This is a genomic window from Clostridium sp. CM038 (assembly GCF_055081105.1).
The window spans coordinates 2,413,528-2,432,465 of record NZ_CM143651.1; the positions used below are offsets into that span (position 1 = coordinate 2,413,528).

Annotated in this window: 17 protein-coding genes; 2 read left to right on the forward strand and 15 right to left on the reverse strand. The window is 30.2% G+C overall.

From position 1 onward, the window contains the following. From smc to pta, 10 genes are all read right to left on the reverse strand, one after another. On the reverse strand, positions 1-3,555 hold the full coding sequence (gene smc / locus ACWJKS_RS11160; RefSeq protein WP_216302541.1) for a chromosome segregation protein SMC: 3,555 nt from the start codon (positions 3,553-3,555) through the stop codon (positions 1-3). Between the two features lie 17 nt (positions 3,556-3,572). Then, the gene (locus ACWJKS_RS11165; RefSeq protein WP_165414017.1) at positions 3,573-3,671 is read right to left on the reverse strand and encodes a DUF4044 domain-containing protein; all 99 of its coding nucleotides are present in this window, start codon (positions 3,669-3,671) and stop codon (positions 3,573-3,575) included. Positions 3,672-3,794: 123 nt separating this feature from the next. After that, positions 3,795-4,886: an elongator complex protein 3 gene (locus ACWJKS_RS11170; protein ID WP_216302540.1), complete on the reverse strand. Its 1,092-nt coding sequence runs from the start codon at positions 4,884-4,886 to the stop codon at positions 3,795-3,797. Then, on the reverse strand, positions 4,879-5,580 hold the full coding sequence (rnc, locus tag ACWJKS_RS11175) for a ribonuclease III (protein WP_369811881.1): 702 nt from the start codon (positions 5,578-5,580) through the stop codon (positions 4,879-4,881). Before rnc ends, ACWJKS_RS11170 begins: the two co-directional genes overlap by 8 nt. 197 nt (positions 5,581-5,777) lie before the next feature. Beyond that, complete coding sequence (gene acpP, locus ACWJKS_RS11180; protein WP_304518712.1) at positions 5,778-6,011, reverse strand: acyl carrier protein; 234 nt, start codon at positions 6,009-6,011, stop codon at positions 5,778-5,780. Between the two features lie 41 nt (positions 6,012-6,052). Continuing rightward, positions 6,053-7,075: a phosphate acyltransferase PlsX gene (plsX, locus tag ACWJKS_RS11185; protein WP_220285907.1), complete on the reverse strand. Its 1,023-nt coding sequence runs from the start codon at positions 7,073-7,075 to the stop codon at positions 6,053-6,055. Between the two features lie 183 nt (positions 7,076-7,258). After that, entirely contained in the window at positions 7,259-7,444 is a 186-nt protein-coding gene (gene rpmF / locus ACWJKS_RS11190; RefSeq protein WP_165414022.1) for a 50S ribosomal protein L32, read from the reverse strand. Positions 7,445-7,456: 12 nt separating this feature from the next. Further along, positions 7,457-7,957 (reverse strand): YceD family protein, encoded by a 501-nt coding sequence (locus ACWJKS_RS11195; RefSeq protein ID WP_165414023.1) that lies wholly within the window; start codon positions 7,955-7,957, stop codon positions 7,457-7,459. A gap of 212 nt (positions 7,958-8,169) precedes the next feature. Then, complete coding sequence (locus ACWJKS_RS11200; protein ID WP_165414024.1) at positions 8,170-9,363, reverse strand: acetate/propionate family kinase; 1,194 nt, start codon at positions 9,361-9,363, stop codon at positions 8,170-8,172. 40 nt (positions 9,364-9,403) lie between these two features. After that, positions 9,404-10,414 (reverse strand): phosphate acetyltransferase, encoded by a 1,011-nt coding sequence (pta, locus tag ACWJKS_RS11205; RefSeq protein WP_165414025.1) that lies wholly within the window; start codon positions 10,412-10,414, stop codon positions 9,404-9,406. Positions 10,415-10,715: 301 nt separating this feature from the next. Here pta and ACWJKS_RS11210 point away from each other — a divergent pair, with 301 nt between their 5' ends. Next, positions 10,716-11,939 carry a nucleotidyltransferase gene (locus ACWJKS_RS11210; RefSeq protein ID WP_216302536.1) on the forward strand — a complete coding sequence of 408 codons (1,224 nt, stop codon included), beginning with the start codon at positions 10,716-10,718 and terminating at the stop codon, positions 11,937-11,939. A 125-nt stretch (positions 11,940-12,064) separates the two neighbouring features. Continuing rightward, positions 12,065-13,243 (forward strand): sporulation integral membrane protein YlbJ, encoded by a 1,179-nt coding sequence (gene ylbJ / locus ACWJKS_RS11215; RefSeq protein ID WP_216302535.1) that lies wholly within the window; start codon positions 12,065-12,067, stop codon positions 13,241-13,243. On the opposite strand, the gene ACWJKS_RS11220 is transcribed toward ylbJ, so the two are convergent. From ACWJKS_RS11220 to ACWJKS_RS11240, 5 genes are all read right to left on the reverse strand, one after another. Next, entirely contained in the window at positions 13,226-13,750 is a 525-nt protein-coding gene (locus ACWJKS_RS11220) for an ATPase (RefSeq protein ID WP_165413702.1), read from the reverse strand. The genes ylbJ and ACWJKS_RS11220 overlap by 18 nt on opposite strands. Before the next feature lie 9 nt (positions 13,751-13,759). Continuing rightward, positions 13,760-14,242, reverse strand: coding sequence for a pantetheine-phosphate adenylyltransferase (gene coaD, locus ACWJKS_RS11225; protein WP_165413701.1), 483 nt, complete (start codon positions 14,240-14,242; stop codon positions 13,760-13,762). Between the two features lie 73 nt (positions 14,243-14,315). Then, positions 14,316-14,888 (reverse strand): 16S rRNA (guanine(966)-N(2))-methyltransferase RsmD, encoded by a 573-nt coding sequence (gene rsmD / locus ACWJKS_RS11230; protein WP_216302534.1) that lies wholly within the window; start codon positions 14,886-14,888, stop codon positions 14,316-14,318. Between the two features lie 77 nt (positions 14,889-14,965). Continuing rightward, complete coding sequence (gene recG, locus ACWJKS_RS11235) at positions 14,966-17,002, reverse strand: ATP-dependent DNA helicase RecG (protein ID WP_462959594.1); 2,037 nt, start codon at positions 17,000-17,002, stop codon at positions 14,966-14,968. Positions 17,003-17,291: 289 nt separating this feature from the next. Further along, a complete protein-coding gene (locus ACWJKS_RS11240; protein WP_462959595.1) occupies positions 17,292-18,935 on the reverse strand; it encodes a DAK2 domain-containing protein in 1,644 nt (547 codons plus the stop codon). Positions 18,936-18,938 lie beyond the last annotated feature (3 nt).

Here is an 18,938-nt window from a genome sequence, read left to right on the forward strand (position 1 = left end):
TTACTTATTCAAATCCACAGATACTATTTTTGACACTCCCTTTTCCTCCATGGTAACCCCATATAATACATCTCCAGCTTCCATAGTTCCCTTCCTGTGAGTTATTATAATAAACTGAACATTATCCGAAAATCTCTTTAAAAATTCAGCATACCTAACTACATTCGCATCATCAAGTGCTGCTTCAATTTCATCTAAAATGCAAAAAGGTGTTGGCTTCATCTTTAATATTGCAAATAATAATGCTATTGCGGATAAAACTTTTTCTCCACCAGACATTAAACTTATGTTTTGAAGTTTTTTCCCTGGTGGTTGAACATTAATATCAATTTTGGCAGTAAGTTCGTCGCCTTCTGTAAGTATTAAATCTGCACTTCCACCCTTAAATAATTCCGTGAAGGTTTCATTAAAATTTTGTCTTAATATAATAAAATTTTCTGCAAATATTTGTTTCATTTTTTCAGTCATTTCACCTATTACAGTTAATAATTCGTTTTTCGCTAAAACCAAATCTTCTTTTTGACCATTCATAAAAGTGAATTTATCTTTAACTTCTTTATATTCTTCAATCGCACTAACATTAATTTTACCAAGCATTGATATTGCCGCTTTTAGTGCTATTATTTCCTTTTTAAGCTTATCAATGTCTTCAATTTCATTTTTAAATTGCAATGCTTCCGCATATGTTAATTCAAAGTCATCGTTCAGTTTCTGATAGTAAGTATCCTTTTCCATTTTAACTTTCGCAAGGGCTAATTCACATTTGTGCATTTCTTTTTCGGTTTTTTCTAGCACTTGCGAAACATTTTCTAAATGCTCCACACTTATTTTTATATGCTCTTTAATTTTAATTCTTTTAATTTCATTGTCTTCAAATTTTTTTTCCGTTTTTTCTAGTATACTCATTATTTCTTTTACTTTTACTTCGGCACTTTGAATTGAAAATAAATTTTTGTTTTTATTTTTCATGGATTCTTCTATTTCTCTAGAAAATACAATTATTTTTTCATTATATACCGATATTTCATCATTTAATCTTTGAATTTCAGATCGCTTATTATGTATTGTTTCATCAATTTGAGCTTTTTTTATCTTAGCATCAATAATTGATTCTTTTATATTTTCAATTTCTTGCAATTTATCTTTTAATTTAAAATCAACCTTGTTAAGACTTTGTTGTATTTCATCTTTCGCATGAATAAATTTAGCAACAGATTCATTTTTTTCATCAATTTCTTTATTTCCCTTTTCAAGTTTACCCTCTTCTAATGACTTTTCAGTGTTTAGAGCCATTATATTGTTTTTTAATCTGTTTGTTTCATTAATTATTGAGCTTACTTTAGCTTCCACCTTCGTTACTTCAATATTTTCAAAGTGAACCTTATCCTTTAAATTTAAGTTTTCTTCGTTTAACCCTAAAATTTCAGATTTGCTTTGTTTTATTTTTTCCAAGTAAATAATTGATTCATCTTTTAACACATCTAAATCCTTAGCCAACTCTTTTATTTCTCTTTTTCTACCAATTATGCTTGAAGTCTTTGAATATACGCTTCCACCAGTTAACGAACCGCCAACGTTTATAATTTCTCCTGATAATGTAACGATTTTATATCTAAAATTATTTTTTTTAGATATTTGGAGGGCCGAATTCATATCTTTACATATAATTGTCCTACCTAAAATAAATGCAATAACTTCACTAAATTTCTCATCATAACTTATTAATTCATTTGCCATTCCAACAAATCCAGGATTGTTTTTAGTTTCATTATCAATTGTAAGTCTTTTACCCTTAATAATGTTTAAAGGTAAAAATGTTGCTCTTCCGAGATTGTTTACCTTCAAAAAATCTATTAATAATTTTGCCACGGTTTCATCTTTAGTTATTATATGTGATATAGATCCCCCCAAGGCAATTTCTATAGCTACTTCTAAATTTTTTTCCACCTTTATAATTTCTCCGAGTACAAAACACTCACGAATATTTCCTACTTTACCTTCATTCACGTGTTGCATTAAATTTTTTACCGATTTATTATAACCTTCATGCTTTTTTTCCAAAGTTGTAAGTACATTAAAATTAGCTTCTGTTTTATTAATTTTAAAATTACAATTTTTCATAGTTCTTTCATTAAACGTTAGAATGTTTTGTAATTTATCACTTTCTTTTTTATTATCCCTAACCTTACTTTCATAGCGAACTATTTTATCTTTAAATTCTTCCATTTGACTTTCAAATACTGTTTTTGTATTCGCATTGATTTTTATTGAATTGTCGAAATTTTCAATGTTATTTTTCAAAGTATCAATTCTTTTTTTAGAGATATCCATGTTATTTTTTAAAATTAATAGATTATTGGTAAATTCAATAGTTTTATCAATGCTGCTTTGCTCTTTTTCCTTAAGAGTTTTAGCTTCATCACTTTCAATCGCTATATTTCCCTCAATACCCTTAATTTTTATTTCTTCATATTGAATTTTTTCTACTATTTCCATTTGAGTATTTTTTATAATATTCAAAGAATCTTCTGATACATCCTTATTGCGTTTAAATTCCAATAAATTTTTACGAATAATATCGCTCTCATTTGATGTTTTATCAATTGCTTTTGCTAAATTATCTATTCTTTCATTTAGTATCTTTATTTCAGAGACATTATTTTGGTAAATCAACTTATTGTTGTAATATATTTGTTTTTCTTCTCGGTTTTTATTTTCAAATGTTTCAAATTCACTGTTCCAGTATTCAACATCTTTCTTAAATTGGGTTTTTCCCTTTGTGCTTTGTATTACTTCGCCATCTAATTCAGTACCTTCATCGTGTAATCTTTTAATTTTTTCTTCAACCTTATTAATGGAGTCAATAATTATGCTAACCTCTTTGCTTTTTAATTCTTCAAAAAGTTTTAAAAATTTCTTTGCCTTTTCGCTTTCATTCATTAATGGTTCTAGTCTTTCTTCATAAGTGCTTAAAATATCTTCTATTCTAATCAAATTTTGATCTGTACTATCTAATCTCTTTTCTGCTTCTTCTTTTCTTGTTTTAAACTTAACAATTCCTGCAGCCTCTTCAAACAATTTTCGTCTTTCCTCAGTTTTACCACTTAAAATAGCATCAATTTTACCTTGACCAATAATTGAGTATCCTTCTTTTCCTATACCAGTATCCATAAAAAGCTGTTGAACATCTTTTAATCTACAAGATGTATTGTTTATTAAATATTCGCTTTCTCCTGAACGATATAATCTTCTCGAGATTGTAACATTAGAATAATCAATGTCCAGTCCAGAATCGCTATTATCCAAAATCAAGGAAACTTGCGCCAGGCCAACCGGTTTCCTAAACTGTGTGCCAGCGAATATAATATCCTCCATTTTATCTCCTCTTAAGTTTCGTGCACTTTGTTCTCCGAGGACCCACCTAACAGCATCAGATATATTGCTTTTACCACTTCCATTTGGCCCAACTACTGCCGTAATTCCCTTCGTGAATGTTAACTCTGTTTTATCTGCAAAGGATTTAAATCCTCTTATTTCAATAGATTTTAAGAACATTAAAACACTCTCCTATTTTACCTAAATAGCATTGGCGATATAAATCCTATAATAAAAATTACAACTATACTATAAATAAATACCTTTGTATATTTATCTCTTGTTTTCTTTTTCATAATTCACCTCATATTTTTATTTTTTTCTTTAATATAAATAAAGTATATATTACTACAAATAATTTAACGTAATATATACTTTATTTAACGTGCAAGGATAGACACTATATTCTATACACCAAATTAAAATCCTTCTTTATACTTTGAGGACACATACTCATGTATGGTCATAATAATGCATTTTTCTTCTTTAGATATACTAATACTTCCACGGCTAATGGTAATATCTTGGGATATTTCTATTGAAACTGTTTTTATTTGTTTTTTTATGCCATAAAAAAAACTTTTGCCATTAGCGTAAAGTTTTGAAATGTCTTTTGGATTTATTTTCACTAAAACTTTATTAACGCCCGTGTCACTTTTAAAATTATTCACTATAACATCATATAATAAATCATTATATATACTGCCTTCAACTAATTCTCTAAATGCAGGATGAAATGGTCCTGCAACTAAATCATTGCCTTCTGAGATTTCAACAGTTGGCTGTAATCCTATCCTGATCACATTTATTTGGTTTGCTACCATCATAATGTAAATAATCTTACTTATGTTTACTGCTTCACTTAATGAATAAGGTTTGAATTCTTGCTTTATATACATGCTCTCCATAGGTGTATCTTTAATCACAAGTGCCGGATATATCCGACAAATATCTGGCTTAAGATCAATCGCTCTTTTGGCTGTCTCTATATCTTTATTTATATTATCTCCTGGAAGGCCTATCATTATTTGGTGTCCTAAAACAAAACCATACTGCTTTATAAGTTTTGAAGCATTCACTACATCACTTGCAGTGTGACCTCTTCCAGACTTTAATAACACTTCTTCATCAAGGGATTGTACTCCGAGTTCTATAATATCTACAGAGTATTTTTTTAGATTGCTCAATATTTTATCATTAATATAATCTGGCCTTGTAGATAATCTAATGAATTTTATTTTATTATCATCTTTTAATTTCTTAGCAACAGTTAAAAGTTCTATTTGCTTTTCCATTTTTATAGCTGTGAAAGTTCCTCCAAAAAATGATACCTCAATAATAGCATCATCATTATTTATTGTTTTCAAATATTCATTTACCGTTTGCTCCACATACATTGCATCAACTTTTGTTGATGTTCCTGTTATGCTATTTTGATTACAAAATACACAATCATGTGGGCAACCCTCATGTGGAACGAAAATAGGAATAATGTAATGCAAATTACTCATGTACATCCTCCTGATTCATCATAACCTGTTTTGCTGCATTTTGCTCTGCTTCTTTTTTACTATAACCTTGCCCTGAGCCTTTTACACAATCATTTATTAATAGGCTTACAAAAAATTTTCTCTTGTGTGGTGGCCCTTCAAATTTCACAAGTTCATAGCAAATATTTACTTCCCCATTCTGCTGAAATATTTCCTGAAGCTTAGTCTTATAATCCAAAACTATCTCGTTGCTAATTGCTTTCTCAATGATTTCTTTAAAGTTGTTAAGTATAAATGAATTAGAATATTCTATTCCTTTATCCAAATATACAGCAGCAATTATTGCTTCAACACAATCAGCCAATATTGAAACTCTATTTCTACCACCAGTAATTTCTTCACCTTTGCTCATGTTCATGTACTTTCCAAGTTCCCATACGTTTGCAATATCGCACAGCGAATTTTCGCAAACAATTAGGGACCTAATTTTAGTTAAGTATCCTTCAGGTTTTTCCGTAAAGCGACTGTATAAGTATTCGGATATTACAAGTTGTAATACAGAATCGCCCAAGAACTCAAGCCTTTCATTAAATTCAACCTTCTTTTTCTGATTTGCATAGGAACTGTGGGTTATTGCTGTTTTCAATAACTCTTTATCACTAAAATTCAATTTCAGTTCCTTCTCAAGTTCCTGTAATTTTATATCGTACTTCATAATCATTCCTCCTTTTCGGAAGTTTATTTAAATAATGTTTTCTTCATTCGCAAGATTCTTCAAGTTTATTATTCAATTTACTTAGCCTGACAAATAAAACAATACATTTACTGGTTATCTTAGAAAGATAACTTTTATAGTAAATTCAAAAATAAGTTTGAAAAAGCTAAAGGCCCGCAATACTGCGGGACCTTATGTTACTCTTCTGAGTGAATTTTAATATATTCCACTATATCGCCAACAGTCGCAATTTTCTCAACATCTTCATCCGGAATTTCTATATCGTACTCTTCTTCGAGTGCCATAATTAATTCTACGATATCAAGAGAATCAGCGCCTAAATTATTCATAAAAGATGATTCCATTTTTATTTCTTCTTCATCTATGCTTAATTGCGATGCTATACACGCTCTAATTTTTTCAAACATAATATACTCACCTCCTTACCTTTCTATATTATACCTAACAATTATTACAAGTTCTCATTTATGTTCTTTTCCTGCTGAGATAATTTTTCAATTTCTAATTTTAATTTATCTACAACATTATTTTCATAAAATATTGTAGCTTGTCTAATTGCATTTTTAAAAGCTTTAGAATCTGAACTACCATGAGCTTTTATGCAAATCCCATTTACTCCGAGAAATGCAGCTCCGCCATATTCTTTATAGTCGAAATCCTTTTTAAAGCTTTTAAAAATTGGTTTTAATAGCATTCCTCCAAATTTAGTTCTGAAGGATCCCATTATTCTTGTTTTTAATAAATCAAATACACTAGCAACAACACCTTCATATAGCTTTAAAATTACATTTCCTGTAAACCCATCACAAACTATAACATTGACGTCTCCAGTTGGAATTTCTCTAGCTTCCACATTGCCTACAAAATTTAAATCTGCTTCTTTTAATAGTTTATGAGCTGATTTTGAAAGTTCATTACCCTTTTCTTCTTCAGTTCCTATATTCACAAGACCTACTGATGGATTAGCTATTTTTAAAATGTTTTCAAAATATGTTTTCCCCATAAGTCCAAATTGCACTAAATAATGAGGTTTACATTCTGCATTTGCTCCACAGTCAATTATCATAAAGGGGCCTTTTTTACCTGGCACTATTGGTGCTAGAGCCGGTCTATCTATACCTTTTATTCTTCCTACTATAAGTGTACATCCAGCTAAAAAAGCACCTGTACTTCCAGCTGAAATAATAGCATCTGCCTCTCCATTTTTCACAAGATTCAATGCTTTTACGAGGCTTGAATTCTTTTTGCGTTTAACCGCCATTACAGGATGTTCATTTGTACTAATAACTTCTATAGCATCAACAATTTTTATTTTGTTACAATCATAAGTATACTTCTTTAGTTCTTCGCGAATTAATTGTTCAGGACCAGTTATTACTATATCTATATCATATTCTTTTATAGCTGCGATGCAACCTTCAACCACAGCATTTGGAGAAAAATCTCCACCCATTCCATCTACAACAACTACCATTTTAAACCCTCACTTTAAATGTGCATTATAACAAACAAATAAATACAAATAAATATTTATTTATATTTATTTGTTTGTTTATATTATATACCATAGTGCGCAAATAATTCTAGTATTAATAATACCAGAATACAAATATAATTGTATTTAAAAAATAAAAAGAAAGTCTTTCGACTTTCCTTTTTATTTTTGCTCCATTGAAACAACTTCTCTATTTTTGTAATATCCACAGTTTTTACATACTCTGTGCGAAAGTTTCATATCGTGGCACTGAGGACACTCAACTATTCCTGGTAAACCAAGTTTAAATGTTTGCGCTCTTCGAGAATCTCTTCTACCTTTAGAAAATTTTCTAGCAGGATTTCCCATTGTAACACCTCCTTAATCAGTTAAAAACAGTTCTTTTAGTTTTGCCAACCTTGGATCAACATCGTCAATTGCACATTTACATGCACTATGATTTAGATTGATTCCACAATGATGGCATAACCCTTTGCAATCTTTATTACAAAGTTTTTTTATAGGCAGCATAGAAATGATATTATTTTCCATAATTTCATTTAAATCTAATCTATCATTTTCAATAAAAATAATATCCTCATCTTCACTCTTTAGAGTTTTTGACAATCTTTCATTTAATTCAATATGTATTGAATAAGAAAAAGTCTCAAGACACCTAGAACAAGCAAGTAATAGTTCTGTCTCCATACTTCCAGTTAAATCTATTTCATCATCGATAGATTTTAAAATTAAATGCGTTTTAACTGGTTTAGAAAATTGTACAAATTCATTATCATAGAAAAACTTATCTTTTTCCAAATCTAAATGAAGTTCTTTTCTTTTGTTTTTATTACTAAATAATTCTGAAACGTCTATTACCATATTATCCACTCTGAAAAACTAAATACTATTTAGTTCTAGTTCTTCTCATATAAAGAAAATCTTTATACCTTGTATAAAAAAATATACAGCTCGAGCAAAGCTTCCGCGTCCCTCCTAACTAAATAGTTTTTTACTTACATCAAACACAGTTAATTATATAAACAATACAGTAAAAAGTCAAGAATTATTTATTATAGACATTAGCAATAATTTTATTTTATTAAAGCCTTCGTGTCTCTTGCTATTACTAATTCTTCATTTGTTGGTATAACAAGTATTTTAGTTTTAGAATCTTCTGTACTTATTTCTGCCTCTTTTCCGCGAATCTTATTCTTTGCCTTATCTAAGACTGCTCCCAAGAACTCTAGTCCCTTGCATATATCTTCTCTTGTTTCTGGAGAGTTTTCACCAAGTCCGGCAGTGAATATAATTGCATCTACTCCGCCCATTACTGCAGCATAAGATCCTATAAATTTCTTAACTTTATAGACAAATATATCAAGCGCTAACTGTGCTCTATGATTTCCATCTTTCCATGCAGCATCTTCTATATCTCTAAAGTCACTGCTTACCCCTGATATTCCTAAAACGCCTGATTTTTTATTCATTAAATCATTAGCTTCATCAATTGTTAATTTTAATTCTTGCATTATATATATTATTATAGCTGGGTCTATATTTCCGCATCTAGTTCCCATAGCTATCCCTTCAAGTGGAGTAAATCCCATACTTGTTTCTACTGATTTACCATTTTGCACTGCAGAAATACTTGCTCCATTTCCTAAGTGACAAGTAATTAATTTTAGATCTTTTATGTCTTTACCCATCATTTTTGCAGCTTTATCTGAAACATATTTGTGAGATGTTCCGTGGAATCCATATTTTCTAATACCATGTTTAGTATAAAGATCATACGGAAGTGGGTATATATATGCAACTTCTGGCATTGTCTGATGAAACGCGGTATCAAATGTAGCTACCATAGGCGTACTAGACATTAATGCTTTACAAGCATTAATCCCGATTATATTAGCTGGATTATGAAGTGGTGCAAGTTTTGCACATTCTTCTAAGTTCTTCATCACTTCATCATTAATTATAACTGATTCTGCATATTTTTCTCCACCATGAACAATTCTATGTCCCACTGCATCTATTTCTGATAAATCTTTAATAACACCATGATCACAATCTACAAGTGCGCCAATTACTAATCTAATAGCATCTGTATGATCTTTCATAGTCTCTTCAATAATATATTTTTCCCCATTAACCTTTTGCGTTAATTTTGAACCTTCCATTCCTATTCTTTCTATTAATCCGAGTGCTAAACATTCTTCATTTTCCATGTTTATTAATTGATACTTAAGTGATGAACTTCCACAGTTTATGACTAATACTTTCATTAAATTTTCCTCCTAATAATATATATTTAAATTATATGTTTTATATAAGTTTATTTTGAATTTGAGCTTGAACCGCAGTAACTGCAACAACATTAACTATGTCATCCACACTGCATCCTCTTGATAAATCATTTATAGGCTTTGCAAATCCTTGACAAACCGGTCCGATAGCTTTTGCTTTAGCAAATCTTTGCACTAATTTATATCCAATATTTCCAGATTGTATGTCTGGAAATATTAAAACGTTTGCGTTTCCAGCTACAGTACTATTTGGTGCTTTTTGTTTTGCTACACTAGCAACAATCGCTGCATCTAACTGAAGTTCTCCGTCAATTTGTAAATCAGGTCTAGCCTTCTTTGCAATTTCAGTAGCATTTACTACTTTATCAACTAATTCATGCTTTGCACTTCCTCTAGTTGAAAAAGACAACATTGCAACCTTAGGTTCAAAATCGCATAACAATCTTGCATTATCTGCAGTGCTAATAGCTATAGCTGCTAGGTCCTCCGCATTAGGGTTTATATTAACAGCGGAATCTGCAAATAAAAGCAGTCCATCTTCTCCATATTCATCGTGAGGCAATTCCATTATAAAGAAACTTGAAATAATCTTAATTCCTGGTGCAGTTTTAATAATTTGCATTCCAGGCCTAAGTAAATCTCCTGTATAATGTACAGCTCCGGAAACCATTCCATCAGCTTCTCCCATCTTAAGCATCATAGTTCCAAAATACACACAATCTTGCATTGTTTCAGACGCTTTTTCTAGAGTCATTCCTTTATTTTTTCTTATCTCATAAAATTCCTTTGCATAAAAATCAGTTCTTTCAGAAGTTTTTGGGTCTACAATTTCTATACCTTCAATGCTAACTGATAACTTAGCTGCTTTTGCTTGTATTACACTTTTATCTCCTATTAATATTACCTCGGCTAGTGAATTATTTTTGATGATTTCACTAGCTTTTATAGTCCTCTCTTCTTCTCCCTCTGGAAGTACTATTCTTTTTTTATCTGCCTGTGCCAATTTACACATTCTAGCTATAAATGCCATTCTTATTGCCCCTCTCGTTTATTATCAACTTAATATACAATAATAATATACACCCTTTGCCCTATACATTTCAACATAAAACTACAAAATCATTTACATATATTATATTTTAAATATTCTTAATTTTCATCCTTTTTGTCTTTTTTGAAATATATGTACTTTAATTAATTCATTTTATATTATATAATATGTATAAGTTTTAACGACATTTCAGAATATAATTATTGCATTATTTTTAGTGGTTTCTCTTTAGACATAAATTATTAGCTTATATTTATATGAGCTTTCATGAGGTGATTTAATGAATATTTCAGGTATAATTGTTGAATATAATCCATTACATAACGGTCACGTATATCATATTAATAAAACCAAGGAGCTCACAAACTGTGATGCCTTAATTTGTGTTATGAGTGGGAATTTTACTCAACGTGGTATTCCATCAAGTATAGACAAATGGACAAAAACTAAAATGGCATTAAATAACGGAGTAGATTTAGTAATAGAGCTACCAACTATCTACAGCGTATCATCAGCAGATTTTTTTTCCTTTGGCGCTGTAAGTCTTCTAAACAGCTTAGGAGTAGTGGATAATATTTGCTTTGGTAGTGAACATGGAAATATTAATGATTTATATAATATTTCCAATATATTACTTCAAGAACCTATTGAATTTAAATCACTGTTAAAAACTTATTTATCAAAAGGTATCACTTACCCTTTAGCAAGATCTAATGCACTTTATGATTATTTGATGAATTCAAAATTGGACATATCAGACTTATTATTAGATAACTGTTTAAATTCACCTAATAATATACTAGGTATAGAGTATTGCAAAAGCTTAATCAAGTTAAAAAGTTCTATTACACCTTACACATTAAAAAGAGAAGGTGCATCTTATAACAGTGATCTTTTACATAATGAATTTTCAAGCGCGACAGCTATAAGAAAATTTTTGAAAGAAAATGGTTCTTTAATAAAACTTGCAGGTCATATCCCAAGTTCAGTATTAACTGAACTTCAAAACTTATACTCGAAAAATTATGAATTTACATTTGAAGATTCCATGTTCCCGTATATTAAACATAAATCTGCTACATCAAAAAATTCTTTAGTAAATTTACCAGACGTATCTGAGGGTCTTGATAATAGGATTATTAGCTCCTTACAAAATAGTTTAAGTTACTCTAGTGCACTGGCCAATATAAAAAGCAAACGCTACACTTACACTCGCATTAGTAGAATATTATGTCAATATTTTATAGGATTTGATAGCTTTGATACTAAAAAATTAAGATCAATGCCTTGCCCTTATGCTCGAATTTTAGGATTTAACTCAAATGGAAAGTCAATTCTAAAATCTATAAAATCAAACAGTAGCATTCCGCTTTATACTAAAATTCCTAAAAAGTGCAATGACACCATGCAACTAGATACTCAGTCTACAAGGGCTTATAGCATTATAAATAGTAGTATAAGTCATAATAGCGATTATTTGATATCGCCTATAATTATAAAGTAAAAATAAATGCTGCTATCATAAATAGATAGTAGCATTTATTATATTTAAAATTAGTGTTTCCAACACATAAATTTATGAAAATTTAAATATATTTAATACAGTAATACTTAAAAAGGGGTCTAACATTGAAATTACTATTAATTATATTATTAATTTTCATAATATTATTATTATTTGAACTATTTAAAGCTTTGAAGATAAATCTATCAATAACATTAATTTGTTCTCTTTTTATTCTACAAATAATAATAGCTCCTAATATTTGTATCCAGTACACTATCTCTGGTGCAAAATTGTTTTTCAATTCAATTTTTCCTTCTCTTTTTCCATTTTTAGTTGTAATAAATATTATAATAAGCTACGACGGCATTCATATTTATTCTAAATTGTTAGGCAATCTAATTTGTAAACCCTTAAAGCTACCAAAAGAATGTAACTTTGCTCTTTTAGTTAGTTTACTATGTGGTTATCCCCTTGGTGCGAGATACACTTGCGATTTGTACGAAAAAAATATAATTGATTTAAATACCTGTGAACGATTGCTAAATATAGCTTCTAATGCAAGCCCACTTTTTATTATAGGCGCAGTGGGCGCTTCTATGATGTCAAATGCTAAAATTGGTTATATGTTAATACTCTCTAATATTCTCTCTTGCATGTTTATGGGATTTATTATTCCCTCAAAAGATTCTTATTTTAAAATTAAAAATAGAGGTGACAATTTTTCAAGAAACCATCCACCCACCACAAATATTGGCATGATATTGAAAAACAGTATTGAAGATGCCATGAAGAATGCCTTAAATATCGGTGGTTTTATTGTAATATTCTCCGTAATAACAGGATTAATTAAAGACAATGTAATATTTCACATTGCCCTTAATAAGTTTTCTTTAATTATTGGCTGTTCTGGGAATTTTATAGAAGGGTTATTATTAGGAATGTTAGAGATGACTAACGGATGCTATTTAATATCCTCTAGTAATTCAAATCTGTATGTAAAACTTCCAGTTTTGAGTTTTTTAATTGCTTTTAGTGGTTTGTCTATAATTTCTCAAGTTTATAGCTATACCTATAAATATGATGTCTCAATAAAAAAATACATTGCTCGAAAGTTTATTCAAGGCATAATTTCCTCAATTTTAACGCTGATTCTATATTGTATTTTTCTACATACTACATCGGTTTTTACTTTTAATAATGTAAGTATATATAAAGTTAGTAATTTATATTTTTTAATATTAATCATTTTATTTATCCCGATATTACTTATAAATATAGTTAAACTATTTCATACTTCTTAGCTCTTTTACATTATCTCTTATTGAAGTTGTGGTATCCGTAACTTCTCCTTGTAGAGATATTAAAAAATCTTGAACATCGCCCTTAATCTTATGAAGCATTTTCTGACCTTTTAATTCAATCTCTTTATCTAATTGGGATAATATTTCATCCGCATAATCTTTAGCCCCAAGCCTCATAATTTTAGCATCTCTCTGAGCTGATGCTATAATTTCTTCAGCTCGAGTTTGTGCTTCTTTAACTAAGTCTTGCTTTTCAACTCTTCTTCTTATTTTATCAATGGTCTCTTCTTCAAAAATTTCAGCTTGTTTTTTTGAATCAACAAGAATTCTTTCTTTTTCATCACAAATCCACTGAGCCTTTTTAAACTCATCTGGCAAATGACTCATAATTTGATCAATTATATCTAATATTTCTCTTTTATTTACAACCACCTTACCTGTAACAGGTATTTTAGAAGAACTTTCAACAATTTCTTGAAGGTATTCTAAAAGTTTTATAACATCCATATTTCCCCCCTATTTAGAATTAATTTTCCTAATAATATCTGGAATAATTTCCTCAGGTACTAATTCTTCAATACATCCTCCAAGCATTGCAACCTGTTTAACTGAAGAGGAACTTATATAGCTATATTCTGTCTTTGTCATCATGAACACAGTTTCCTTACTTGGATCCAATTTGTTATTCATTGATGCCATTTGAAACTCATATTCAAAATCTAAAACACTTCTGAGTCCCTTCACAATGACACTAGCACCCTCTTGATTCATTAGTTGAACAAGTAAACCACTAAACTTCTTCACGCGTACATTGGGTAAATTTTTAACTACATTTTTTATTTGTTCTATTCTCTCATCTACAGAGAAGAGACATTTTTTCTCAGGGTTAACAAGCACTCCTACGATTAATTCATCATAAACTCTAGACGCCCTCTTAATAATATCCAAATGTCCGTTAGTTATTGGATCAAAACTTCCAGGGCAAATTGCTTTTTTCATCTTATTCCTCCACGTTTTCCTCTGAGGTAGGTAACAATTATAAATTGTTACCCTCATGTATTTTCTTAAGGAACTAATAATTCTTAACTATTAGTTCCTTATATTTGTAAAGCAATACAGTAGTATTACCATATTTTCTTAAATCGGAAAGCTGAATAATAGAATTTCCTTCATATATTTCTTCTGAAGAATCTATTTTACAAACAATCAACCCATCTTCCCTTAAAAGGCTATTTGATGCAATAATCTCAATAGCAGGTGGAATCATGTCTTTAGCATATGGTGGATCTATAAAAATCAAATCAAACACAATCTTTTCATCTGCAAATTGTTGCATGTATTTATATGTGTCACCTTTTAAGCACTTGCATTTATCGTTAAACTTTAAATTATCTACATTCTTTTGTAACATATCAAATGTAGTATCACCCATATCAATTAGATAACATTTCTCAGCTCCCCTACTTGCGGCCTCTAGACCTAAGCTACCAGTACCTGAAAACATATCCACGACTACAGCATTTCGTGTTCTATCCTGGATTATATTAAATATAGCTTCTTTTATTCTATCTAATGTGGGCCTCGTTCCCATCCCTACAGGGGACAACAATTTTCTTCCTCTTGCACTTCCTGAAATAATTCTCATATGTTTATTCCTCCATTTAAGCCAGTTTCGATAATATTTTAACATATATATATAATTTATACAAAGAAATTTTTTCTTTAGTTAAAACAAATGTAGTTAGAACTTTGCTCGATTTTTTCTATTATTGCATCCTTTATTTTAACGTCTTCAACATTACTACTTTGCATTAACTTTTTTGCTTCACTATTTGCAAGTTTTAAAATATCTATATCTTCAATTAAATCTGATAAAATCAACCCTGATTCACCATGCTGCTTGATGCCAAATAATTCTCCTGCGCCTCTATTTTTTAAATCTTCTTCAGCAATAAAAAAACCGTCATTACTTTTTATAAGTATTTCTAATCTTCTTTTCACTATATTATTTGTAATATTCGCCAGTAGTATACAATATGACTTATGCTTTCCTCTTCCTACTCGTCCCCTAAGTTGATGGAGTTGTGCAAGTCCAAATCTTTCTGAGTTTTCAATTATCATAACTGTAGCGTTTGGTACATTTACTCCAACCTCAATTACTGTAGTTGCAATCAGCGCTTTAATTTCTCCAAGTTTAAATTTATCCATGATTTCATTTTTTTGTTTACTTGGCATTTTACCATATATCATCCCTATTTCTATAGAGTCAAAATATTCTTCTTTTAATTTTTCGTAAAGCTTCTCGACTGAACTTAACTTCATCTCTTCATTTTCTTCCACCAATGGACAAACTATGTAAACTTGCCTCCCCATATTAATCTCGTTTAAAGCAAATTCATACACCTTTTTACTATAGGACATACTTTCATAGCTTGTATCAATTTTCTGCCTGCCTGGAGGTAATTCATCTATAATAGATACGTCTAAATCACCATATAAATATAAAGAGAGTGTCCGGGGAATAGGGGTAGCTGTCATTACAAGAATATCAATGTTTTTACCTTTATTAGAAAATCTATTTCTTTGTGATACTCCAAAACGATGCTGCTCATCAGTAACAATCATTCCTAAGTTTTTAAACTCTACATCATCTTCAATAAGTGCATGAGTTCCAACAATAATATCAATGGTTCCATCTTTTAACTCCTGTTTAATTAATTGTTTATTTTTTGCTGTAACACTTCCGCTTAGTAGTTGTATTTTTAGTGAAAATTTTTTTAATACATTTTGAATTTCTTCATAATGTTGCTTTGCTAAGATTTCAGTTGGTGCCATCATAGATGCCTGATACCCATTTTTGACAACATTAAACATAGTAATTATAGCCACTATAGTTTTACCACTTCCAACATCTCCCTGCACCATTCGATTCATTCCTATATCCTTCTTTTGATCTATTAGAATTTCTCTTACAACTTTACTTTGTGCCTTAGTAAGCTGAAATGGAAGTTGCTCCTTTAAGATTATAAGCTCTGGTGCTATTTTAAATTGAATACCATCATTATGATATTTTATAAACTCTTTTAGCATTAATATTTTTAATGAATAAGTGAATAATTCTTGAAATTTAAGCCTTCTCTTTGATTTATTAAGGAGTTCTAAGCTTTTAGGGCTATGTATATTTCGAGCAGCATTATCTAAAGAACAAAAATCATATTTTTCCACAAGCCATTTAGGCAAATTCTCCGTTATTTCAATATCACATAATACGTCAGATATAATTTTATTAAAAAAATTATTTGTAACATTATTTTTAAGTGGATACTTGGCAATAATGTTATTTGTAGCCATAGACGTATTTTTTACTATCTTAGGATTCATAATTGTGATTTCTTCCCTGAATTTATTAACTTTGCCTGTGATAATATATTTATTTGAAATTTTAAAACTATTTTTTGCATAGGTTTGATTAAACCATTTACCTTTGAATCTATTATCCCCTTGGCAAAAAACTATGGTAGAAAGAGTTTTATTATTTTTTAACCTAACATCTTTTAATATATTTAGCACAGTACACTCTACAATGAGTTTTTCACTTTCCGCGCATTTCAGAATGCTTTTATTCGCAGATACATTCTCATAATCTCGTGGAAAATATAATATCAGATCTAATACGTTAAAAATTCCACACTTATTCAAATTTTCTGCCATTTTAGGTCCAACACCCTTTATGTATTTTATATCGCTATGAATATCCACCTATACCACTCCAAAAATAAGATTTTAACGACATTTCAGAAGGAAAGACTCCCACTTCTATAAGTGGGAGTCGCATACCCTAACAAATAGCAAACTTCAGTGGGGGGAATAACAATTGAGAATTGTTATCTACTCCAGAGGTTTACAAAGGGGTAACTCTCCTTTTGAAGTCGTCAATGCATCTTCTGCGAAGATGTTGCAGCTCCGCAGGAGATGATTTAATATTAGTTTTGTTCGTTACTAATCTTTAAGGTACATTAAATACCTAAGAAAAAAAGCCCTAAGGCTTTTATTCAACTGACGCAATAAAATAATAAAGTGGTTGTTTTCCATTATAATGTTGAATATCTAAATTCGGATATTTGTGTTCTAGGGCAGAAATAAATTCTTCCACTTCGCTTATTATACAGTCTTCACCATAGAAAATTGTAATAAGCTCACTATCCTCTGTAACCATACTGTCTATAGTATCTTCGCAAACTTTATAAATATCTGTTCCAACTTCTTTAATTTTTTGCTCAATTAAACCTAGAATATTCCCTTCTTTTATTAGATTACCATCAGATTCAGTGTCTTTAACTGCATATGTTACAGAAGCTGTTGCAACATTTTTTATTGCTTCTTTTAATATATTTTCATTTTCTTCTACACTAACTTCTGGATTAAACATTGTTACAGCAGTTATTCCTTGTGGGATAGTTTTCGACGGAATAACAATTACATTTTTATCTGACAGTTCGACCGCTTGCAGCGCTGCCATAAGTATATTCTTATTATTAGGTAATACAAATACATTTTCCGCATTAACTTTATTAATACTCTCTAATATATCTTGTGTACTTGGATTCATGGTTTGGCCGCCTTCTATTACAACGTCCACACCTAAATCCTCAAAAATATTCTTAATTCCTTCTCCAAGCGCAACAGATATAAATCCATATTTTTTATTCTCAATAATGTTTTCTTTCACTGGTCCTTCAACTTTCTCATCCGCAATGCCTAATAAATTTCTATGTTGTTCTCTCATATTTTCAATTTTCACCTTAGACAGTTCCCCTAGTGTTACTGCTTTTGAAAGCACTACTCCTGGATCATTTGTGTGTATATGGATTTTAACAAATTCATCTTGCGAAACCACAACCATTGAGTCTCCAAACTTTTCTAAATATCTCTTTAATTCATTAGCATCAACATTTTCAGCGATAACTAACAATTCAGTACAGTATCCAAACTTTATGTCTACAGGCATATCTAAAGCTGCAGGTGTTTTTGTTTGTGATTTTGTACTTTTCTTTTCCGATTTGTTAATTAGAGATTCCATATTATTACTTAGAGCTTCATGCATTCCTTTAAACAATATTAAAAGTCCCATTCCACCTGCATCAACTACTTTTGCTTGTTTTAATGCTGGAAGCATATCTGGAGTTTTATCTAGCATAATTTCACTACACTTGCAAACTTCTTGCATGAGCGCAACTACTTCAGTTGCTCCGCTATTAACTGCACTTTCACCCGCAGCTTTAATAATAGTTAAAATCGTACCTTCAGTGGGTCTCATAACCGCCTTATACGCAAAATGGGCACCTTCTAAAATGCTTTTAGCCAATTCTTCAGAAGTAGCTTCGTCTACGCCTTCTAGCCCTTTTGCAATGCCTCTAAATATTTGTGATAATATAACACCTGAATTACCCCTTGCGCCCATCAGCGCGCCCCTAGCTAGTTTTTGAGATATCTCAGCAATAGACTTAGTTGACATACTTTCAATTTCTTGCACTGCGGCTTTAAAAGTCATTGACATATTAGTACCTGTATCTCCATCCGGAACAGGAAATACATTTAATGAATTTACATATTCTTTTTCTTCTTCTAACCTATTAGATGCATTTATTACCATATTACGAAAATTTTGTCCGTTAATTTTTAAGTATTCCATTGC